Source organism: Pseudomonas syringae (assembly GCF_000737245.1).
Classification (GTDB): domain Bacteria; phylum Pseudomonadota; class Gammaproteobacteria; order Pseudomonadales; family Pseudomonadaceae; genus Aquipseudomonas; species Aquipseudomonas syringae_J.
In genome coordinates, this window is sequence record NZ_JPQU01000011.1 from 15225 (window position 1) to 37468 (window position 22244).

The 22244-nt window shown below is 56.7% G+C and carries 15 protein-coding genes; 2 read left to right on the forward strand and 13 right to left on the reverse strand.

Annotation, left to right across the window (positions count from 1 at the left end):
• Nucleotides 1–28 precede the first annotated feature (28 nt).
• From IV01_RS24305 to IV01_RS24290, 4 genes are all read right to left on the reverse strand, one after another.
• Nucleotides 29–1021, reverse strand: coding sequence for an alpha-xenorhabdolysin family binary toxin subunit B (locus tag IV01_RS24305; protein ID WP_032624846.1), 993 nt, complete (start codon nucleotides 1019–1021; stop codon nucleotides 29–31).
• A gap of 2 nt (nucleotides 1022–1023) precedes the next feature.
• On the reverse strand, nucleotides 1024–2268 hold the full coding sequence (locus IV01_RS24300) for an alpha-xenorhabdolysin family binary toxin subunit A (protein WP_050507241.1): 1245 nt from the start codon (nucleotides 2266–2268) through the stop codon (nucleotides 1024–1026).
• Nucleotides 2269–2471: 203 nt separating this feature from the next.
• Entirely contained in the window at nucleotides 2472–3257 is a 786-nt protein-coding gene (locus IV01_RS24295) for a tetratricopeptide repeat protein (RefSeq protein ID WP_032624848.1), read from the reverse strand.
• A gap of 3 nt (nucleotides 3258–3260) precedes the next feature.
• Complete coding sequence (locus IV01_RS24290) at nucleotides 3261–3941, reverse strand: Fe2+-dependent dioxygenase (protein WP_032624850.1); 681 nt, start codon at nucleotides 3939–3941, stop codon at nucleotides 3261–3263.
• Nucleotides 3942–4131: 190 nt separating this feature from the next.
• On the opposite strand from IV01_RS24290, the gene IV01_RS24285 reads away from it, so the two are divergent.
• The gene (locus IV01_RS24285; RefSeq protein ID WP_032624852.1) at nucleotides 4132–6381 is read left to right on the forward strand and encodes a TonB-dependent receptor; all 2250 of its coding nucleotides are present in this window, start codon (nucleotides 4132–4134) and stop codon (nucleotides 6379–6381) included.
• 217 nt (nucleotides 6382–6598) lie between these two features.
• On the forward strand, nucleotides 6599–9136 hold the full coding sequence (locus IV01_RS24280; protein WP_032625008.1) for a PepSY domain-containing protein: 2538 nt from the start codon (nucleotides 6599–6601) through the stop codon (nucleotides 9134–9136).
• 147 nt (nucleotides 9137–9283) lie between these two features.
• Here the strand turns inward: IV01_RS24280 and IV01_RS24275 are convergent, their stop codons facing one another.
• The 9 genes from IV01_RS24275 to IV01_RS24235 all read right to left on the reverse strand — a co-directional run bounded on the left by IV01_RS24275 (nucleotide 9284) and on the right by IV01_RS24235 (nucleotide 22133).
• Nucleotides 9284–10258: a peptide ABC transporter ATP-binding protein gene (locus IV01_RS24275; RefSeq protein ID WP_032624854.1), complete on the reverse strand. Its 975-nt coding sequence runs from the start codon at nucleotides 10256–10258 to the stop codon at nucleotides 9284–9286.
• Nucleotides 10258–11226 carry an ABC transporter ATP-binding protein gene (locus tag IV01_RS24270; RefSeq protein ID WP_032624856.1) on the reverse strand — a complete coding sequence of 323 codons (969 nt, stop codon included), beginning with the start codon at nucleotides 11224–11226 and terminating at the stop codon, nucleotides 10258–10260. The genes IV01_RS24275 and IV01_RS24270 overlap by 1 nt, the downstream gene beginning before the upstream one ends.
• A gap of 10 nt (nucleotides 11227–11236) precedes the next feature.
• Entirely contained in the window at nucleotides 11237–12148 is a 912-nt protein-coding gene (locus IV01_RS24265; protein WP_032624859.1) for an ABC transporter permease subunit, read from the reverse strand.
• Nucleotides 12149–12158: 10 nt separating this feature from the next.
• Nucleotides 12159–13169, reverse strand: a complete 1011-nt coding sequence (locus IV01_RS24260; protein WP_032624860.1) for an ABC transporter permease subunit — start codon at nucleotides 13167–13169, stop codon at nucleotides 12159–12161.
• 215 nt (nucleotides 13170–13384) lie between these two features.
• Complete coding sequence (locus tag IV01_RS24255) at nucleotides 13385–14980, reverse strand: ABC transporter substrate-binding protein (protein ID WP_032624862.1); 1596 nt, start codon at nucleotides 14978–14980, stop codon at nucleotides 13385–13387.
• Nucleotides 14981–15061: 81 nt separating this feature from the next.
• On the reverse strand, nucleotides 15062–16441 hold the full coding sequence (locus IV01_RS24250; RefSeq protein ID WP_032624864.1) for an OprD family porin: 1380 nt from the start codon (nucleotides 16439–16441) through the stop codon (nucleotides 15062–15064).
• A gap of 200 nt (nucleotides 16442–16641) precedes the next feature.
• Nucleotides 16642–18240 (reverse strand): ABC transporter substrate-binding protein, encoded by a 1599-nt coding sequence (locus IV01_RS24245; RefSeq protein WP_032624866.1) that lies wholly within the window; start codon nucleotides 18238–18240, stop codon nucleotides 16642–16644.
• Between the two features lie 377 nt (nucleotides 18241–18617).
• Nucleotides 18618–20246 (reverse strand): ABC transporter substrate-binding protein, encoded by a 1629-nt coding sequence (locus IV01_RS24240; RefSeq protein ID WP_032624868.1) that lies wholly within the window; start codon nucleotides 20244–20246, stop codon nucleotides 18618–18620.
• A gap of 285 nt (nucleotides 20247–20531) precedes the next feature.
• Nucleotides 20532–22133 (reverse strand): ABC transporter substrate-binding protein, encoded by a 1602-nt coding sequence (locus IV01_RS24235; RefSeq protein WP_032624870.1) that lies wholly within the window; start codon nucleotides 22131–22133, stop codon nucleotides 20532–20534.
• Nucleotides 22134–22244: the final 111 nt, after the last annotated feature.

The following is a 22244-nucleotide window of genomic DNA, read 5'->3' on the forward strand; positions in this document are numbered from 1 at the left end:
AACTGCACCCCCGCAAACATCAGATGCCTTAACGAATCGGTTTCAGGTAAGTGATCAAGGCATTAGCGTTCTGAACGAATTGCTCACCCAATACATCATCGCTGGCAATATTGGCAGCTTCAGCGAGGAACGAATTCAGTGACGTCACGATGGTGGAAAACTCGTTGACGAAGGAAGTGCGTTCGTCGTCAAAGCCCTGAATAGCTTCAATAAGACGAATTCGGTCATTGATTTGAGCCTGCTCCAGGCGTGTTTTTGCGATATCTTCAAGGACCTTGTTGATACGTTGGCTCAGGCTATCTCTTAGCGAAATCAGCCCCAGGTAATTAAGCGCAGCGTTCAACTCTCGCAGGGCTTTCTGCAGCAGGTCCAGCGCTGCCTGGGCCGCTGCCAGTTGCGGGGCTGTGAGGCCAAGCGCGGCGAGGGTCGCCGGGTTGAGAGTGGTTTCTTTGCTGGTTTCAGGCAGCGGAGTACTATCTAGCGCGTTAATGGCGCTGGTGAGTGTGGCGAATTCACCGTCCAGTACGGCTTTTTTCTCCTGAAGCTTCGCGATGTCTTCGGGTACTTGAAGAGCTTCGCCTTCGCAGGCTTCAAGCCTCAACTGTAAGGCACTGCGGCTGATTGAGGCGTTCAGAGGTTGCAGTCTTGAGGCCAGTCCCACTGTATAGTCACGGGTCTTAGTGGTGGCTTTGCTCACGAGGTTAGCTATACCCTTGAGGATGTACTCCCGATCTTCCTCATCGCTTGCTTCGGCAAGTTCTTCCTGAAAGTTGTTGACGGAACTAACCTTAAACGTAAGGTCCATATAGATTTTCAGGGCGTTATCGGGCAGGTGGAATTCTGCTTCGTTGATGGCTGAATTTACCGCTCGGACTTTGTTATGGAAGTCGACAAGGTAATTTGTCTTGCCGTGGAAGGTCTGCACGTCTATCCATTTGTTGTTGCAGTTCGTTTTAGCCTGTTGTAAGGCGAGTAAATCAAAGGGCTCGAAGGTCGTTGGCGAAACATTGATAGTTGGCATGATTAAATTCCTTTAGCATTTTGCTCATATTCAATTCTGAATTCATCGTCAGCTTGTTTGAATACGTCAAGTAATAGATGAGTGTCGTGCTGGATATCCTTCCAAGGTTGGATTACCAGCCTGAATTCCAAGATGAATCGGACTAATATTAATTCGTTGGTAATTTCAGGTACTAACTCAGAAGATTGATCTATATAAGACGCGATTGTGCTCCACACGTGAACCAGGTTTCTCGTCGCCGTATCTGCATCAACGATAATCATGTCCAGATTTTGCAACTCCAGCCTGACAGTATTCAAACGGCCCAGAATGGCATCCTTGGTGTTCATGGTAGCGATATCGCGCGCTTGAGCTTCGCGCATTTTATTTCGTTCTTTGCGAATGTTTTCTGCCTCTACGCCCAGATAAATGGACATCCCAATGCCAACGACATTCAGTGTTGCGGCCGATCCTATGGCGTCTTTGACGAGCTTGTTATATGCCTCGGTTTTAAGGTCGATATTTTTTGCACGCTCCTCAATGACAAGATTCAGTGCCTTGATTTCGGCACCCAGCGTGTTGTTATCAATAGCAGAGAGCCTGAGCTTGACCGCCGAGTAGACGGTATTGCGCAAATCAAAGCTGAATTTATCCAGTCGTTCCTTGAGTTGGTTGGCTTCGGTTTGACGTTTTTTTATTTCTGTAAACATTTTGTCGAGGTAAATGCTGAAATCTTTAACCGTTTCCTTGTCCTCAGCGTCGAGTTCAAGGCCGGGATAGTTTTTGCCAAGCTCCAGCTCAACCTTGTTTAGATCTTCCAGTGTCTTGATGTTGTACGGTGTGAGCGGGCCTTTTTTGATGTCGGCAAAAATTTCTTCCATACCTTGACCGAATACAAGCATTTGTCCTGCAAATACCCTTAGCTTGCTGCCGACGGCAAGAAGATCAACCCGTAATGGGTTCCAAGTGCTGGCATGGTTGCGAACGGTTTTAAACGTATCCTGGAAGTGTTCGGCGTCGAGGCCGTTGCCGGCACCTTTCTCATAACCGAGATAAGTAATGACGGCTTGCAGTTCAACTGGCAGTCTAAGACCTAACATTTCATAGTATTTGATGTTCTTGATCTGCTCTTTGGTGAGGATCAAGCCTGGCTCGCGAGTTACGTTGTCCAAGCGGCCTACCGAGGCATCGATCAGTATTTTTGGAGCCAGGCTGGCGTTATCGACGACGGAGCTGTTCGTATCGGTAATGTTTTCATTTGTAGACATTTCATTAATCCTTTAATGAATTGTAATTCTGGTAGTGCAAGTTCCTTTGCACGAACTCAAGGCTAGAGTTAGTGCCGTTGGGAGTCAAAGCGGAATTGGGGACACGAGTTGTAGGAGGGATGAGGGGACTTCACAGAAGAACGGGCGCTTGCCTACGAAGAAAATCGCCGCGAGTCGAAGCCTTCGGCGACAGCTCCTTCAGTTCAAGTCAAAGAGGCGTACGCGGCCCGGTCGCTTTCATCGCCCAGTGACGCGGCGCGGCGATGGTAGTCTGCGGCCAGTGCTCTGACAGCCGGGATAGGCGCGACGGCCAGGGTTTTGCGGGCCACGCGCAGGAAATTCAGGTTGCCGTTTTCCAGAGCGATTTTCAGCCAGGCCACGGCCTGTTCGAGCTGGCCTTGACCAGCCAGTACAGCGGCATGGCTGAACTGCCCGCGGAAATCCCCGCCTTCGGCCGAGCGTCGATACCACTCGAAAGCAGCGCTCGGATCGGCAGGGCAGTGCCGGCCTTCTTCCAGATACCGCCCCAGCAGGTTCATCGATTTGGCGTGGCCCATCTGCGCGGCTTGTGCGTAGCAGCGCAGAGCCAGTGGATGGTTTTCACTGACGCCACGACCGGTGGCGAGCAGGTTGGCCAGGTTGTACAGGCCCCAATCCAGCCCCGCCTTTGCGGCCAGTTGATAGTGGCTGGCTGCGATGGACGCATCAGCTGCACATCCCCAACCATGTTCATGACAGCGCCCCAGCATGTTGCGGGCCATGACATGACCGTTGCGGGCGGCAATTTCAAACCATTGACGCGCCAATGCCTGATCACATTGGATACCTTGCCCGTCCAGCAGAATCTGCCCCAGCAATGCCTGGGCTTCGACAATGTTCTGCCCCGCTGCGGCAACGATTGCCTGAGCAGCCTTGGCGGGGTTGGCGGCGAGCATGGCCCGCAGTTGATCGCCATTGAGGACTTCTTCGCGCTGCAGATTCCAGCTCATGGATCAGACCTCAACCCAGCGGCGTAGCAAGTTGTGGTAGGTGCCGGTCAGTTTGAGCAGAGAAGGGTGGTCCGGCACATCACGGGTCAGCGCCTGGATGGCATTGTCCATTTCGAACAGCAGCGCCCGCTGGCTGTCTTCGCGCACAAGGCTTTGGGTCCAGAAAAACGAGGCGTAACGGGTGCCACGGGTCACCGCGCTGACCTTGTGCAGGCTGGTGCTCGGGTACAGCACCATGTCGCCAGCGGGCAGTTTCACTCGCTGGGTGCCGTAGGTGTCCTGGATTTCCAGTTCGCCGCCGTCGTATTCGTCCGGGTCGCTGAAGAACAGCGTGGCGGACAGGTCGGTCCTGACCCGCTCGGCGCTGCCTCTGGCCTGGCGTACGGCATTGTCGATATGGAAGTCGAAGCTGCCACCTGCTGTGTAGCAGTTGAACAATGGCGGGAACACCTTGTGCGGCAAAGCGGCTGACATGAACAGCGGGTTGGCCCATAGGCGTTCGAGCATGGCACTGCCCACTTCAAGTGCCAGTGGGTGACCTTCCGGCAATTGCAGATTGTGCTTGGCTTTGGCCGACTGATAGCCGGCAGTGATCTTGCCGTCGGCCCACTCGGTCTGCTGTAACGCCTGGCGAATGCGCGCCACTTCATCACGATCGAACAAGCCAGGGATGTGTAAAAGCATGGACGTGGCACCATTTTTTGGGCTTGGACGCGTGCCTGAGCGGCGGCGTACACCCTTGGACATGAAAATTTTGTAGAGAGAATGGGTATTGAATGAAATTTCTTACTAAATAGCAATGAATCCCAATTGCTACCGGTAACTATTTACAATATATTCCGCCGCCTCAACTCCTTGGGGAAGGAAATCATTCATGTCGCGTCAATCGTTACTATCTGGTGCTCACTCACAACGCTCGCTGGCTTCGGCCGTCGGTGTTGCCATCGCTGCCATGTCTGCAGGTCATCTGGCGCAGGCCGCTGAAAACGCTGACGAGAAAGCTGTTTCGCTGGGTGCAACCAGCATCAATGGTGAGCAAGACGCGTCCTACAAGACCGACGAATCGACTTCAAAAAAGTACACCGCGCCACTGCGTGAAACGCCAAAGAGCGTCACTGTCATCCCGCAACAAGTGATCAGTGACACCGGCGCCACCAGCCTCGCGGATGCCTTGCGCACTACGCCGGGTATCACCTTTGGTGCAGGCGAGGGTGGTAATCCGGCCGCTGACCGCCCGATCATTCGCGGCTTTAACGCTGAAAGTGACGTCTTCATCGATGGCATGCGTGACGGTGCCGCGCAAAGTCGGGAAATCTTCAACATTGAATCGGTTGAAGTCAGCAAGGGCCCAGGCTCGGCCTTCACCGGCGCGGGCTCTACCGGTGGCAGCCTGAATCTGATCACCAAGGGCGCGCATCTGGGTAACGCCTACAACGGCGGTTACACCTTTGGTTCCGACCAGACTCAACGTTACACCGCTGACCTCAATCAGCAGATCACCGACACCTCTGCGTTCCGCCTGAATCTGATGAAGCACGATGCCAACGTGGCCGGTCGCGATAACGTGGATGTCAGCCGTTGGGGCGTGGCGCCGTCGTTCGCTTTTGGCTTGGGCACAGACACCCGGGTCAAGCTGGATTACTACCACCTGGAAACCGACGATATGCCTGACTACGGCATCCCGTTGACCTCCACCACGGGGCGTAGCAAGTACATCGTCGACAAACCTGCCCACGTCAATGAAAGCAATTTCTATGGCCTGACCGGCCGCGACTATCGCAAGAGCAAGAACGACAGCGGCACGCTCCGGATCGAGCACGACCTGAATGAAAACCTGACCCTGTCCAACAGCTTCCGTATGTCCCGCTCGACGCTGGACTACATCGTCACCAACCCGGATGACAGCCGCGGCAACGTCGCCAATGGCCTGCTTTCGCGTTCGGCCAAGAGCCGCAATTCGACCACCAGCGGCTTCGTCAACCAGACGGACCTGAGTGCCAAATTCGACACCGGCTTTATCAATCACAGCCTGGTCACCGGCGTAGAGTTCTCGTATCAGGACACCCACAACCGCAACTACAACGTCCTGGATGCCAACGGCGGCACTATTGCCAGCCTTTGCTCGGCGGCGCTGTTGCGGTCCGGTGACTGTACCAATCTGTACAACCCGGGCCCGAAAGACCCCTGGAACGGCACTATCACGGACAACCAGGCGTTCACCGATACGGACACCAAGACCAGCGCTGCTTATGTATTCGACACCCTGAAGTTCAACGAGCAGTGGTCGCTGAACCTGGGCCTGCGTTATGACGACTACGACATCAAGTCCAGCGGTTATGCGACCGTCGGCCGTGGCACGGTGGCGGGCAACTTCAAGCGCGAGAACACCAGCCAGTTGTGGAACTATCAGGTGGGTCTGGTCTTCAAGCCATTGCCGAACGGCAGCGTTTATGCCGCCTGGTCGACGTCCAGCAACCCGTCCGGTGAAACCAGCGGTAACGGTGGCCTGGAGATGACGGCGGCCAACACCAATCTCGATCCGGAAAAGAATCGTAACTACGAACTGGGCACCAAGTGGGATTTCTTCGGCGATGACCTTTCGCTGACCGCTGCGCTGTTCCGCACTGAAAAAACCAATGCGCGCATCACTGATCCGGACAACACCACGTTCCAGGTGCTTGATGGCGAGCAGCGTGTGGATGGCTTCGAGTTTACCTACACCGGCAAGATCACCAGCAAGTGGAAGGTCTACGGCGGTTACACCTACATGGAGAGCGAGCTGGTCAAAACCACGGCGGCTGCGGACGAGGGCAATCACATGCCGAACACGCCGCGTAACAGCTTCAACCTGTGGTCGACCTACGAACTGATGCCGAAGCTGACCGTGGGCGGTGGCGCAACCTTCGTCGACTCGCGTTTCGGTAACGAAGCCAACTCGGTTGAGGTGCCTTCATACTGGCGCTATGACGCGATGGCGAGCTACGCGCTGACCAAAAACGTCGACCTGCAGCTCAACCTGCAAAACCTGACCGACAAGCGCTATTACGATCAGGTGTTTACCACTCACTATGCGCACATGGCCGCCGGCCGTACTGCACTGATGAGTGCCAACTTCCACTTCTGATTTAGAAGAGAATGTTGGAGCCCTGCTGGCCCTGATGGTCGGCGGGGTTTTTTGGTGTTTGGGAAACGTGGTATTTGATTGGAATGCATTCCCTGTGGGAGCGGTGCTTGCCCGCGATAAGAGCAACTCGGTCTGTCTTAATACCGCGTCGCCCTTATCGCGGACAAGCACCGCTCCCACAGGTTTTGCGCCTGGCTTGATGGAGTAACAAAGGGTGTTGAAGAAAGTCCTGTTTCAAGTCCACTGGTTCTTCGGCATCACCGCCGGACTGGTGCTGGCCCTGATGGGGATTACCGGCGCCATTTACTCGTTCGAGGATGAAATCCTTGAGTGGGCCAACCCCGAGGCATTGATCATTCAGCCTCGCGGCGAGGCGTTGCCGCCGATTGAGCTGGTGCGCAAGCTTGAAACAGCCACCGGGCTGACCGTTGCCATTCTGCGCGTGCAGACCGTTGGCGACAAAGCGGCGCAAGTCTATTTCACCCCAGCACCCGGCGAGCGCCGTGGGCCGATGCGCAACTTTGATCCGTACAGCGGCGAGATTACCGGTGACGCGACAGGTGCCGGTTTCTTTGATTTCGTTCTGCGGCTGCACCGATTTCTGGCCATGGGCGAGTACGGCAAACAGGTGACTGCCGCCTGTACGCTGATCCTGGTGTTTTTCTGCCTGTCCGGACTTTACCTGCGCTGGCCGCGCAAGCCTCTGAACTGGCGGGTGTGGCTGACCCTGGACTGGGCAAAAAAAGGCCGCAGTTTCAACTGGGACCTGCACTCGATTTTCGGCACCTGGTGCCTGCTGTTTTATCTGCTGTTCGCGATCACCGGTCTGAATTGGTCCTACGACTGGTTCAGCAACGGTATGAACCGGTTACTGGGTGATGCTCCCGCCGGTGAACAGCGTCGCGGCGGTGGTCGGTCTGGTGGTAATGGCGCACCTCAAACGACATCGGCAAAAGCTGATTTCGCCGCCATCTGGGAAAGCATCAAGACCACTGCCGGCCCTGAGCTGTCGGCCTACAACATTCGCTTGCCCAATGCGGTCGGTCAGCCAGCCACCATTTTCTACTTGCTCAAGGATTCGCCACATCCAAGGGCGCTGAATACCATTATCCTGGACCCGGCCACGGGCAAAGTCAGCTCGGTCGCCCGATACGCCGACAAGAGTTTTGGCGCGCAACTACTGGTCAGCAACTACTCGCTGCACGTGGGCAGTTACTTCGGCATCGTCGGGCGCCTGATCATGACGGCCGCGTCTTTGATGATGCCGTTGTTCTTTATTACTGGCTGGTTGTTGTATCTGGATCGCCGCCGCAAGAAGCGAGACATCAAGAATGCCCGTGGCAGTGTCACGGGCAACACTGACATCGATGTACCCGCTTGGCTGATCGGTTTCGCGACTCAGAGTGGCTTCGCCGAACAGTTGGCGTGGCAGACCGCCGGGCAGTTGCAGGCGGCGGGGTTGCCGGTGAAGGTGCAGCGGCTGGCGGATGTCACTGAACAGGATCTGCGCCAGAGCCAGAACGCCCTTTTTGTGGTCAGCACCTTTGGCGACGGCGAAGCTCCGGACAGCGCCCTGGGCTTCGAGCGCAAGTTGCTGGGCAGTCCGTTGGCCCTGGAAAACCTCAATTACGCAGTGCTGGGCCTCGGGGATCGGCAGTATCAACACTTTTGCGGCTTCGCCCGACGCCTGCATGGCTGGCTCGCTGATCGCGGCGGCAAGCTGTTGTTCGACGGTGTTGAAGTCGACAGTGCAGACCCGTTGGCCTTGCAACACTGGCAACAGCAACTGGGCCACATCACCGGCGCTGCGCCGACAACGCTGTGGCAGGCACCGGCTTATGACAACTGGACACTGGCCCAGCGTGAACACCTGAACCCCGGCAGCAGCGGCTCGAAGGTGTTTCTGATTGGCCTGACACCGCCGCCATCGACGGTTTGGGAAGCGGGGGATCTGGTGGAGGTCATGCCACGTAACAGCGTCCAGGCGGTGGAGCATTTCCTCAATGGCCTGGGGATTGCCGATCACACATCGGTACAGATCGGCGGGCTTGAGGAACCACTGAAAGTGGCGCTCGCCAGTCGTCAATTGCCACAGCATCGGGCGCATCTGGTGGGCTTGCATGCTCAGGCGGTGGTCGATGCGCTGGTACCGCTGGCTATGCGTGAATATTCCATTGCGTCGATCCCTGACGATGGCCTGTTGCAGTTGATTGTGCGTCAGGAAATTCATCCGGACGGCAGTCTGGGGCTGTGCTCTGGCTGGTTGACCGAGCACGCTGCACTCGGCGATGCGATCAGTCTGCGCATGCGCCGCAACAGCAGTTTCCATCTGCCAAGCGAACCGCGCCCTTTGATCCTGATCGGTAACGGTACCGGCTTGGCGGGTCTGCGCAGCTTGCTGAAAGGGCGTATTGCCCGAGGTCAGTCGCGTAACTGGCTGTTGTTTGGCGAGCGCAATCGGGAGCATGACTTCCATTGCGCAAGCGAGTTGATGCAGTGTCACGCTTCGGGAGAGCTGGCGCGGCTCGATCTGGCGTTTTCCCGTGATCAGGCTGAGAAAATCTATGTGCAGGATCGCTTGATTGAAGCGGCGGATGAGCTTCGCGACTGGTTAGCCGATGGCGCCATGATTTACATCTGCGGCAGCCTGGAAGGCATGGCGGCGGACGTGGATGCTGCGCTGATCGATATCCTTGGCACGCAAGTGGTGGGCGAGTTGATCGAGCAGGGGCGGTATCGAAGGGATGTTTATTGATTCCCTGGAGCCGGAGTGATGTCCTGTGGGAGCGAGCTTGCTCGCGAAGGGGCCGGTACATCCTCAACATCTTTTGGGCTTGTCAAATCGCATTCGCGAGCTCGCTCCCACAGGATTTGTGAGCCCTGTCGGAGCGAGGCTGTTGCGTTACGCCGCTACAAACTGCTCCGCGTAATGGCAGGCAACCTGGCGGTTGTCTACCAGACGCAGGGCTGGTTCTTCGGTGGCGCAGCGCTCGGTCGCGTAGGGGCAGCGCTTGTGGAAGGCGCAGCCGCTTGGCGGGTCGAGCGGGTTGGGCAGTTCACCGACGATCTTGATCTTCGGCTTCAGCGGGTCCGGGTGAATCGTCGGGGTCGCAGACAGCAGCGCCTGGGTATACGGGTGCAGCGGACGGTTGTAGATCTCTTCCTTGGGACCCATTTCCGCCGGACGACCCAGATACATCACCAACACCGTGTCAGCAACGTGGCGCACCACCGACAGGTTGTGGGAAATGAACACGTAGGCCGTATTGAATTCCTGCTGCAAATCCATGAACAGGTTCAGCACCTGAGCCTGAATCGATACGTCCAGCGCGGAGGTCGGTTCGTCCGCCACCAGCACTTTCGGTTGCAGCATCATGGCCCGAGCCAGGGCGATACGTTGGCGCTGACCACCAGAGAACATGTGTGGATAACGCTGATAGTGCTCAGGGCGCAAGCCGACCTGGGCCATCATCGCCTGCACTTTCTCGCGACGTTCCTTGGCGGAAAGATTGGTGTTGATCAGCAGGGGTTCACCCAATTGATCACCGATTTTCTGCCGTGGATTGAGCGACGCATACGGGCTTTGGAAAACCATCTGCACGTCTTTGCGCAGTTGCTTGCGTTGTTCCTTGGTGGCTCCGGTGACTTCCTGGCCGGCGATTTTCAGCGAGCCGGACGACGGCTCTTCAATCAGGGTCAGGGCCCGGGCCAGAGTCGATTTGCCGCAGCCGGACTCGCCGACCACAGCTAGCGTCTTGCCAGCTTCAAGCTCAAACGATACGCCGTTCAGGGCGCGGACCAGTGCGTGACCCTTGAACAGGCCACGGGATACTTCGTAGTGACGGGTAAGGTCGCGGGCGGTAAGAACGACGCTCATTACGCCACCTCCTGATTCAACGGATAGAAGCAACGCGCCAGGCTGTGGGCTTTGGGATCAAGGCCTGGGCGCTGGGTGCGGCAGTTTTCCTGCACGTAAGGGCAGCGCGGTGACAACAGGCAGCCTTGCGGGCGGTCGTAGCGGCCAGGAACCATGCCCGGCAAAGTGGCCAGACGCTCGGCACCCATGCTGTGTTCCGGAATCGCCGCCAGCAACGCTTCGCTATAAGGATGCGCAGGCACGTCGAACAAGCCCGGCACCTGACCGACTTCAACAGCCTGCCCGGCGTACATCACACAGACACGTTGAGCGGTTTCGGCCACTACTGCCAGGTCGTGAGTGATCAAAACCAGCGCCATGTCCTGCTCTTTCTGCAGGCTCAGCAGCAAGTCCATGATCTGCGCCTGAATGGTCACGTCCAGCGCAGTAGTCGGTTCGTCGGCGATCAACAGCTTGGGCTCGCCCGCGATGGCCATGGCAATTGCCACACGCTGGCTCATGCCCCCGGACAGTTGATGCGGGTAAGCGTTAAGACGCGAAGCAGCACCGGGAATTTCAACTTTCTGCAACAGCTCCAACGCACGTTGACGCGCAGCCCGGCCAGACAGGTTCAGGTGTTGGCGCAGAACCTCTTCAATCTGAAAACCCACGGTGTAGCTGGGGTTCAGTGCGGTCATCGGATCCTGGAACACCATCGCCAGGTCTTTGCCGATGATCTTGCGACGCTGGCGGTTGTTGAGCTTGAGCAGTTCATGACCGTCGAAGTTCAAGGAGTCGGCCGTGATCACGCCGGGGTGATCGATCAGGCCCATCAACGCCATCATGGTCACGGATTTACCCGAACCCGACTCGCCGACGATGGCCATGACTTCGCCTTTTTCGACGCTCAACGACAGGCCGTCGACAACCGGCACTGCGCTGGCATCGCCGAAGCGGACGTTGAGATTCTTGATTTCTAAAAGTGGCATACGAATCTCCTCAGGCGGCATTTTTGAGTTTCGGGTCCAGCGCATCGCGCAGCCCGTCGCCCATCAGGTTGATTGCCAGCACGCTGAGCAAAATGGTCAGACCTGGCAGGCTCACCACCCACCAGGCGCGTTCGATGTAATCACGGGCCGAAGCCAGCATGGTGCCCCACTCAGGCGTTGGCGGTTGTACGCCCAGACCGAGGAAGCCCAGCGCCGCAGCGTCGAGGATTGCCGAGGAGAAACTCAAGGTAGCCTGCACGATCAGCGGTGCCATGCAGTTAGGCAGCACGGTGATGAACATCAGGCGTGGCAAGGTCGCGCCAGCCAGACGTGCAGCGGTCACGTAATCACGGTTCAGCTCGCCCATTACCGCAGCGCGGGTCAGGCGGACATAGGCCGGCAGGGAAACAATAGCAATGGCGATCACGGTATTGATCAGCCCAGGGCCGAGGATGGCGACAATCGCCACAGCCAGCAGCAGCGAGGGCAGGGCGAGCATGATGTCCATCAGGCGCATGATCGTCGGGCCGAGGATGCGCGGGAAGAACCCGGCCAGCAGGCCCATGAGGATGCCTGGAATCAGCGACATTACCACCGAGGACAAACCGATCAGCAGCGACAGGCGCGAACCCTGGATCAGACGCGACAGCAGGTCACGGCCCAGCTCGTCAGTGCCCAGCAGGAATTGCCATTGACCGCCTTCAAGCCAGACCGGCGGGGTCAGCAGGAAGTCGCGGTATTGCTCACTTGGATCGTGGGGCGCAACCCAAGGGGCAAACAGTGCGCAGAACACGATCAGGGTCATGAACATCAGGCCGGCGACAGCGCCCTTGTTCTTGGCGAAGGCTAGCCAGAATTCTTTGTACGGCGAGGGGTAAAGCAGACTTTGATCGACTGCTACCGAGGGAGTAGGTATGCTCATAGTCAGGATCTCAGCGCTGGTGACGAATGCGTGGGTTGGCAAAGCCGTAGAGGATATCCACCACGAAATTGACCAGGATCACCAGGCAGGCGATCAGCAGAATGCCGTTTTGCACGACAGGGTAGTCACGGGCGCCAATGGCTTCGATCAACCATTTGCCGATACCCGGCCAGGAGAAGATCGTTTCGGTCAGTACTGCACCGGCGAGCAGGGCGCCGACTTGCAGGCCGAACACGGTCAACACCGGGATCAACGCGTTACGCAGGCCGTGAACAAATACCACGCGCGCTGGCGACAGGCCTTTGGCCCGGGCGGTACGTACGTAGTCTTCACGCAAAACTTCAAGCATCGACGAACGGGTCATCCGGGCGATCACCGCCAACGGGATGGTACCGAGCACGATGGCGGGCAGAATCAGGTGATGCAGGGCATCGAGGAACGCGCCTTCTTCATCACTGAGCAAGGTATCAATCAGCATGAAACCGGTTCTGGGCGGGATGTCATACAGCAGGTCGATACGCCCCGAGACTGGCGTCCAGCCCAGGGTGACCGAGAAAAACATGATCAGGATGAGGCCCCACCAGAAGATCGGCATCGAGTATCCCGCCAGGGAGATGCCCATCACCCCATGATCGAAGAGTGACCCTCGCTTGAGCGCCGCAATGACTCCAGCCAACAGCCCGAGAATACCGGCGAAGATCAGGGCTGCAATCGACAGCTCCAGGGTTGCCGGAAACAGTGCGGTGAACTCGGTCCAGACGCTGGTCCGCGTGCGCAACGATTCGCCAAGATCACCCTGGGCGAGCTTGCCGACATAGTCGATGTATTGCGCATAAAGCGGTTTGTTCAGACCCAGTCGTTCCATGGCCTGAGCGTGCATTTCCGGATCGACCCGGCGTTCACCCATCATGACTTCAACCGGGTCGCCCGGAATCAGGCGAATGAGCGCGAAGGTCAGCAAGGTGATGCCGAAAAACGTGGGTATCAACAACCCCACTCGGCGGGCGATAAAACTAAACATCGTGTTGTGTTCCTCATCGGCCGGTTAGGCTTATTCCGTACAGACCCCGTGAAAACTACTGCGCTCGACAATACTGCGTTAAAAACAGGCGGAAAATGCTCATTTAGAACACCTAGACTCCGCTTTTCCGCCTGTTTTTGCCTTGTCTTGTCTTCGCTCGCTACGTTTTCACACGGTCTTACGAGTCTCTGGGTAGAGCTCACCGGATTATTTTTCTACTTCACCCTGGTAGTGGAGAAGTTGTTATTGGTCAGCGGGCTGATTTGATAGCCTTCGACGTTGTTGCGCATTGCCGTGAACAGTTTTGGATAAGCCAGGCTCAGCCAGGGTACGTCTTTGTAGAAAATCTGCTGGGCTTGCTCATAAAGGGCCGCTCGTTCGGCCGGGTCGGTCTTTTCCCGTGCTTTGGAGATGGCTTCTTCAAATGCCTTGTTACACCAGCGGGCGTAATTTTCGCCATTCTTGGCTGCTTCGCAACTCAGGTTCGGTGTCAGGAAGTTATCCGGATCGCCATTGTCGCCAGCCCAGCCCGCAAACACCATGTCATGTTCACCGGCTTTGGCCCTTTTGAGCATTTCGCCCCATTCCATGACGCGCAAATTCAGCTTGATCCCGACCTTTGCCAGGTCCGCTTGCAGCATCTGAGCACCCAGCGCCGGGTTCGGGTTGGTAACGGCACCCCCATTGCGCAGGTACAGACTGAACTCCTGACCTTCCGGTACGCCAGCTTCTTTAAGCAGTGACCGCGCCTTCTCCGGGTCGTGCGGCGGATTTTTAATGTCGTTGGCGTAGCCGAGCAAGGTTGGCGGGTAAGGATTCACACCTTCGGTGGCTTTACCCTCGCCGAACAACGCCTTGATATAAGCCTTTTTGTCGAATGCCAGACTGATCGCTTCGCGGACACGCACATCGCTCAGGTACTTATGCGTTGTGTTGATCGCGATGTAGCTGGTCATCATGGCTTCCATCTCGTCGATCTTGAGCTTGGGGTCTGCCTTGATGGTTTCGATGTCATCTGGTTTCGGATACAGCGCGACCTGACACTCGTTGGCCTTGAGCTTTTGCAGGCGCACGTTGCTGTCCAGCGTAATCGCGAAAATCAGCGCTTCGCTGGGGACCGCACCCTTCCAGTAATCCGGGTTGGCTTTATAGCGAACTTGGGCGTCCTTGGCATAGCGGGTCAGGATGAACGGGCCTGTTCCGACGGGCTTGCTGTTCAGATCTGCGGTTTTGCCCGCCTTGAGCAACTGGTCGGCGTACTCGGCGGAGTAGATCGAGGTGAACGGCATCGCCAGATCACGCAGGAACGGAGACTCAGGGCGCGACAGGGTGAACCTGACGGTGTGCTCGTCAACTTTTTCGATGCTTTTGAGCAGGTCATTGAAGCCCATGCTTTCGAAATACGGATAACCAGTCAGGGATTTTTCATGCCATGGGTGCTTCGGGTCCAGCTGACGCTGAAAGCTCCAGAGGACGTCATCGGCGTTCATTTCGCGGCTTGGCTTGAAGTAGTCAGTGGTCTGGAACTTGACGCCCTTGCGCAGGTGGAAGGTGTAGGTCAGGCCATCGTCGCTCACGTCCCAGCTTTCGGCCAGGTTGGGTTCGGTTTCAGTGGTGCCGGGTTTGAAACCGACCAGTTTGTCCAGAAAGGTTTCTGCTGTGGCATCCGCCGTCACAGCGGTGGTGTATTGAACGATATCAAAGCCTTCAGGGCTGGCTTCGGTGCAGACCACCAAGGGCTTGGCCGAGACGCTCAATGTCGCGCTGAACAGGGCCAGGGCGATCGAGTTGCGTAGCGATAACAGTTTCAATGGAAACCCTCCGTAGATTTGACGCCTGTGACCGGTGCGGCGAGAGGTAAGTGCCCACACGCCGCGCCGATCAGGTGCCGATTACAAAATGTTGAATGGAACGGTGGTGACCAGACGGAATTCGTTGATGTTGCCATCAGCCTGGTTTTCGCTGGCGCGGTGGGTGGTGTAAGTCGCGCGGATCGCTGTGGCCTTGAGCGGGCCGGACTGTACCGAGTACGAAGAGCCGATGCCATATTCGTAGTGGGTTTCGCCGTCCATTGCCCGCACGTCGCTGTACGCGTTGCCTTTGTAGTGGGTGCCGTCGATGTCCCAGCCACGTGCCTGATAGATATTGAATTTCAGGCCTGGCACGCCGTATTCAGCCATATTCAAGACATAGGCGACCTGCAGGGATTTCTCGTTCGGGCCGTTGAAGTCCGAGAGCAGGGAGTTGGCCAGGAAGATGGCGTTGGTTTCGTGGGCGTAGTCGAAGTATTCGTTACCGGCAACTTCCTGATAGGCGATGCTCAGGCTGTGGGCCTTGTGCGTACCGGTGAAGGAAAGGCTGTAGGTATCGTTGTCGATAGGGCCCATTTTGCGCTGGCCCGAATCTTTGGTCTTGTAGTAGTTCAGGTTGGTGCTCAGGCCTACGACGTCGGTGTCGCCCATTTCGTGGGTGAAGCCGAAGTAGTACTGGTGCCAGAAGTCTTCCAGGTTCGACGCATAGAAGCTGGTGGTCAGGCTTTCGGATGGTTTGTAGTCGCCGCCCAGCATGTCCAGACGATCAGCGGTCTGGCTGCGGTCGCCGTATTCAGAGCGGAATTTGTCCAGGCTCTGTTCCATACGTGGCGAAACGCGGTCGAAGCTACCAGCTTGCAGGGACAGGTTATTGAGCTCGTCGCTCTGTACCGCAAAACCCTGGAAGCTGGAAGGCAGTGCACGGTTGCCGATGTAGGCAATAACCGGGGTGTTCACCGACTGGCGACCCATGGTCAGCGTGGTATTGGAAACGCGCGCCTTGACGTTGCCCAGGCCCATTTTGCTCCACTGGCCTACCGCATCGCCGTCGCTGTCAGCCAGAGTACGGTTGGAACTGCCCGCGAAGTCACCGACGTCACGGTCCAGGGCGATGGCGTTGTACAGCGCCAGTTCAGTGGAGAAACCTACGACGCCCTGGGTGAAACCCGAGGTGTAGTTGACGATGGTGCCTTGTTGCCAGTTGATGCGGCGCGGGGTGGTTTTGCGCACGCCGTCATCGTTGTAGCTAAACACGCTGTCGCGACGGCGCAGTTCGTTGGCGTACCAGTTACGGGTGGTACCGGTCAGGTGTTGGTCTTCGAAAAAGCCGTTGGCATCGGCCTGGGCGTTTTTGGTGCTCAGCCCGGTCGGCACGAATGCCTGGCTGGTAGGCTCTGCCTGAGCCATTGCACTCAACGAGGCGATGGACAAGGCGACTGCAGCGGTACTGATTTTTCTCACGATTAAACGCTCCTTTACTACTTTTATATACGCCAGTTTTTATGGGCTGGCTTTGATGGCGTGAGGCTTGTGGCCGCACTTTGTTTTTATCGAGTGCTGATCTAACTCATCAACAAACTCTGTATTTGCAAACCGAAATAACGCCACGGCGAAGCGCGCTGCCCTGGTCAGGGCAGCGGTTTTTTTCGGTTATTTACGTGTTAGTCGGCGATGCTGACGCCGGAGAAAGTATTACGGCCAAACGGGCTGACCTTGAAACCTTGAACTTCAGCGCGCAGTGGTTGATTGACCGTGGAGTGGGCAATCGGCGTAATTGGCACCTGTTGTTTCAAGTACTGCTGGGCCTGCTTGTACAAGTCGATCCGCTGGGCTTTGTCGGCAGTGGCAACGGCGGCCTTGACCAGTGCGTCGTATTTCTCGTCGCACCACATGGAGTAGTTGTTACCGCCGATGGCGGCGCAGCTGTACAGCGTGCCCATCCAGTTGTCCGGATCACCATTGTCGCCAGTCCAGCCAATCAGCGAGATATCGTGCTCGCCGGCTTTGGTGCGCTTGAGGTATTCGCCCCACTCGTAGCTGACGATCTTGACCTTGATGCCCACCTTGGCCCAGTCGGCCTGGAGCATTTCAGCCATCAGCTTGGCGTTCGGGTTGTACGGACGCTGGACCGGCATGGCCCAGAGGGTCAGCTCGGTGCCTTCCTTGATGCCAGCGGCGCGCAGCAGTTCTTTGGCTTTTTCCGGGTTGTACTCGGCGTCCTTGATGGTTTCGTCGTAAGACCATTGGGTCGGCGGCATGGCATTCACGGCCAGTTGGCCGGCGCCTTGATACACGGCATTGATGATGGCTTTCTTGTTGACGGCCATGTCCAGCGCCTGACGCACTTCCAACTTGCCCAATGGCTCGTGGCGCACGTTGTAAGAGATGTAACCCAGGTTGAAGCCAGCCTGTTCCATGACTTTCAGGCTCTTGTCTTCCTTGAGCTTCTGCAGGTCAGCCGGTCGCGGGTTCAGGGAAACCTGGCACTCGTTAGCCTTGAGCTTCTGCATGCGCACCGAAGCGTCGGTGTTGATGGCAAAAATCAGGTTGTCGATTTTTACCCGGCTCGGGTCCCAGAACTCTTTGTTGCCCTTGTAACGGATCTGCGAGTCTTTCTGGTAGCGCTGGAAAACAAATGGTCCGGTACCGATTGGCTTCTGATTGATGTCATGCAGTTCGCCGGACTTCATCAGTTGGTCGGCGTATTCAGCAGACAGAATCGACGCAAAGTTCATGGCGACGTTCTGAATGAAAGCGGCATCCACTTTGTTCAGGGTGAAGACCACGGTCAGCGGACCGGTTTTTTCCACTGACTTGAGGTTTTTGTTCATCCCCATGCCGTTGAAGTACGGGAACTCGGTCGGATAAGCGACCCGGAATGGATGATCCGTCTTGAGCATGCGATTGAACGTGAACAGCACGTCATCGGCATTGAATTCACGTGTCGGCTTGAAGTACGGGGTGGTGTGGAATTTCACACCTTCGCGCAGGTGGAAGGTGTAAACCAGTCCGTCCTCGGAAACGTCCCACTTGGTGGCTAGCGCCGGGACTACGGCTGTGCTGCCTTGTTCGAATTCGGTGAGGCGGTTGTAAATCGGCTCGGCGGCGTCGTTGTCGGTGCCTGCGGTGTACTGAGCAATATCGAAGCCCGCCGGGCTGCCTTCCGAGCAGAACACCAGATTGCTGGCAGCCTGGGCCGCTGGCGTGAGCGCCAATAAGCCAAGGCTGAACAACGACGACATGGCAATGGTTTTACGCATGATGATCCTTATCCCTAAATGTGAGTCGTAAATGCCCAACAAATATCAGGCAAGAGGGTCCCTGCAATCCGGGAGCCTTCGCGACTGCTCAGTAACAAATTGAAATAGCTTGGCCCACGCCGTCGAAGGTATGTCCGTCGGGCGCGGCTGTATGTAGTACCGCTTGCTCTAAAAAGCGTAGGAAGCTTCTGTCAGTAAGTTACGCTTAGATATTTGGCCTGACCGCGTTATGTAGGAGCTCACCGAGGTTACGAGGCCAGCGATTACGGTATATCTGACATCCCGCTATCGCTGCCTCGCGTTGCTCGTGAGCTCATACAGGTACCGTGCGCGAACAGAATTAACTGCGCTGTATTAACAGCGCAGTTAATTGATCCTTACTTGCCAGTTACGCTAACGCCGTAGAAGGAGTTCAGACCAAACGGGCTGATCTTGAAGTCTTGTACGGTTGTGCGCATCGGTTGATAAACCGTCGAGTGCGCGATTGGCGTCATCGGAACGGCTTCTTTGAGCAGGTGCTGCGCCTGTTTGTACAGTTCGGTGCGCTTGGCCTGATCTGGGGTTTCCTTGGCCTGGTGGATCAAGGTGTCGAAAGGCTTGTCACACCATTTGGCAAAGTTGTTGCCATTGATGGCGTCACAGCCGAACAGGGTACCCAGCCAGTTGTCCGGGTCACCATTGTCGCCACTCCAGCCAATCAGCATCGCGCCGTTTTCGCCTGCCTTGGCGCGTTTGATGTATTCGCCCCACTCGTAGCTGACGATCTTGGCGTTGATACCGATCTTCTTCCAGTCGGACTGGAGCATTTCGGCCATCAGTTTGGCGTTCGGGTTGTAAGGACGCTGAACCGGCATCGCCCACAGGGTGATCTCGGTGCCTTCCTTGACGCCTGCCTGCTTGAGCAGCGCCTTGGCTTTTTCGACATCGAACGGAGCGTCTTTGATAGTGGTGTCGTAAGACCACTGGGTCGGCGGCATGGCATTGACGGCCAGTTGGCCCGCGCCCTGATACACCGCATCAATGATGCCTTGCTTGTTCACGGCCATGTCCAACGCCTGGCGGACTTCCTTGATCGCCAGTGGGTTTGGCTTATCGTCGCCCTTGATCTTGTCCATCGTGTTGTAGGCGATGTAACCCAGGTTGAAGCCAGCCTGATCCGGCATCTTCAGATCTTTGTCAGCCTTGAGTGGCGCAAGGTCGGCTGGACGCGGGTAAGCGGTGATCTGGCATTCGCCTTTCTTCAGTTTCTGCGCACGAACCGATGCGTCAGTGGTGATGGCGAAGATCAGGTTGTCCAGTTTGACGTCTTCAGGCTTCCAGTAATCCTTGTTGCCGGTGTAACGGATGTTGGAATCTTTCTGGTAGCTCTTGAACACGAACGGGCCAGTGCCGATTGGCTGCTGGTTGATCAGCTCAGGCTTGCCTTCCTTGATCAGCTTGTCTGCGTATTCAGCGGACTGAATCGAGGCAAAGCTCATGGCCATGTTCTGGATGAACGCCGCGTCAACGGTCTTGAGGACGAATTTGACGGTGTGGTCGTCGACCTTCTCGACCTTGGCAATGTTGGTATCCATGGCCATGTCGGTGAAGTACGGGAATTCAGTTGGATAGGCCTTACGGAACGGCATGTCCTTGTCGATCATGCGATTGAACGTGAACAGCACGTCATCGGCATTGAAGTCGCGGGTCGGCTTGAAGTACGGCGTGGTGTGGAATTTAACGCCTTCACGCAGGTGGAAGGTGTAGGTCAGCACATCCGGGGAAATATCCCAGCTGGTTGCCAGACCTGGCACAACCGCGGTGCCGCCACGTTCGAACTGGCTCAAACGGTTGAATACGGTTTCTGCCGCAGCGTCGAAATCAGTACCGGTGGTGTACTGGCCTGGGTCGAACCCGGCCGGGCTGCCTTCGGAGCAGAACACGAGGTTCGATGCTGCTTGAGCGAAAGGAGCTGCAGTAATCAAGCCTGCACTGAGTAGAAACGGAATGACCGCGTGTTTGAGCATGGTGGCCTCAGTTGTTGTCATTTTTAATTTTGAGGGAAGAGCCTTGTGGGCCGATCCTGCCGATACTTATGCAGGGGCCATACCCAAAGCAAGAACTTGGCGTCAAAGAAGATACAAAGTGTGGCACGAGCGTACAGGAATGTCGCATAAGTGTAATTTCTGGCGCATTTGATCGTTTGCGCGTCGCAATCGGAAAGGTTTCGTGCACCATGTTCGTGCAACCGAGCGTGTGGAATGCACTCGGTTGGCGCGGCAGTGTTACCAATATTTCTATTGGTTCGTTTTTTACCGGGAAAGGCTCACCCCGTAAAAGGGCGTCAGACCGAAAGGGCTGAGCTTGAAGTCCTGCACTTCCTTGCGCATCGGCTGGAAGACCTTCGAATTGGCAATCGGTGTGATCGGCACCTGTGCCTTGAGGATCTGCTGAGCTTGCTGGTAGAGCTTGACGCGCTCGTCGCGATCGCTGGTCAGCTTGGCTTTTTGCACGAGCTTGTCGTAGGCCGGATCACACCACTTGGCGTAGTTGCTGCCCTTGACTGCTGCGCAGCTGTAGAGCACGCCGAGCCAGTTGTCCGGGTCGCCATTGTCACCGGTCCAGCCGTAGATCATTACGTCATGCTCACCGGCTTTGGCGCGCTTGATGTACTCGCCCCATTCATAACTGACGATGTTGGCCTTGATACCGACCTTGGCCCAGTCAGCCTGAATCATCTGCGCCGACATGCGTGCATTGGGGTTCGAGGCGCGCTGCACGGTCATGGCCCACAGGTTGATTTGCGTGCCGGGCGCAACGCCAGCCTCTTTAAGCAGCTGCTTGGCTTTTACCGGATCGTGAGGGGCGTCTTTGATGCTCGGATCGTAACTCCACTGGCCCGGCGGAATGGCGTTCTGGGCCAACTGCCCGGCGCTCTGGTACACCGCCTTGATGATCGCTGGCTTGTCGATGGCCATGTCCAGTGCCTGTCGCACCTTGAGCTGATCCAGTGGCGGATGGGTGACGTTGTAGGCCAGGAATCCAAGATTGAAGCCCGGCTGGCTGATTACTTTGAGGTTCGGGTCTTTCTGCATCTCCTCAATGTCTTGCGGGCGCGGGTAGCCGCTGACCTGGCATTCCCCGGCCTTGAGCTTTTGCATGCGCACAGCCGCATCGCTGCTGATGGAGAAGATCAGGTGATCAAGCTTCACGTCTTCGGGTTTCCAGTACGCGGTGTTGCCGTCGTAGCGGATCTGCGCGTCTTTTTGATAACGCTTGAAGACGAAAGGGCCAGTGCCGATAGGCTTTTGGTTGATGTCTTCGGCTTTGCCCTGTTTGAGCAGCTGATTGGCGTACTCAGCAGACTGCACCGAGGCAAAGCTCATCGCCAGGTTTTGCACGAAGGCAGCATCGACGTTGTTCAGGTTGAACCTGACGGTCTGATCGTCGACTTTTTCGACGCTCTTGATTGTGGTGTTCATGCCCATGTCGGCGAAATACGGCGACTCCGAAGGGTAAGCCTTGCGGAATGGATGATTGGCATCCAGCAGACGCTGGAAGGTGAACAGCACGTCGTCGGCGTTGAAATCCCTACTCGGCGTGAAGTAGTCAGTGGTGTGAAACTTCACGCCGGGGCGCAGGTGGAACGTGTAGGTCAGACCATCATCGGAGACATCCCAGCTCGTCGCCAAGCCGGGTTCGACTTCAGTGCCGCCGCGCTTGAACTGAGTGAGACGGTTGAAGACTGTCTCTGCTGACGCATCGAAATCGGTGCCGCTGGTGTACTGACTTGGGTCGAAGCCTGCCGGGCTGGCTTCCGAGCAATACACCAGAGTGCTGGCCGCCTGCGCCAATGGCGCGCAGGAGAGAAGGGCGGCAGTCAGTAACAGCGGTTTGAATAGGTTCTTTTCCATGAAGTCCTCGTTGGGTCCGGCACTGATGCGGATAGACAACGGATAGTGCCGCACTCACAAGGTTCCCGACAATTTGATGAGGATGGCGGGCAGCCCCACTGTGGGAACCCA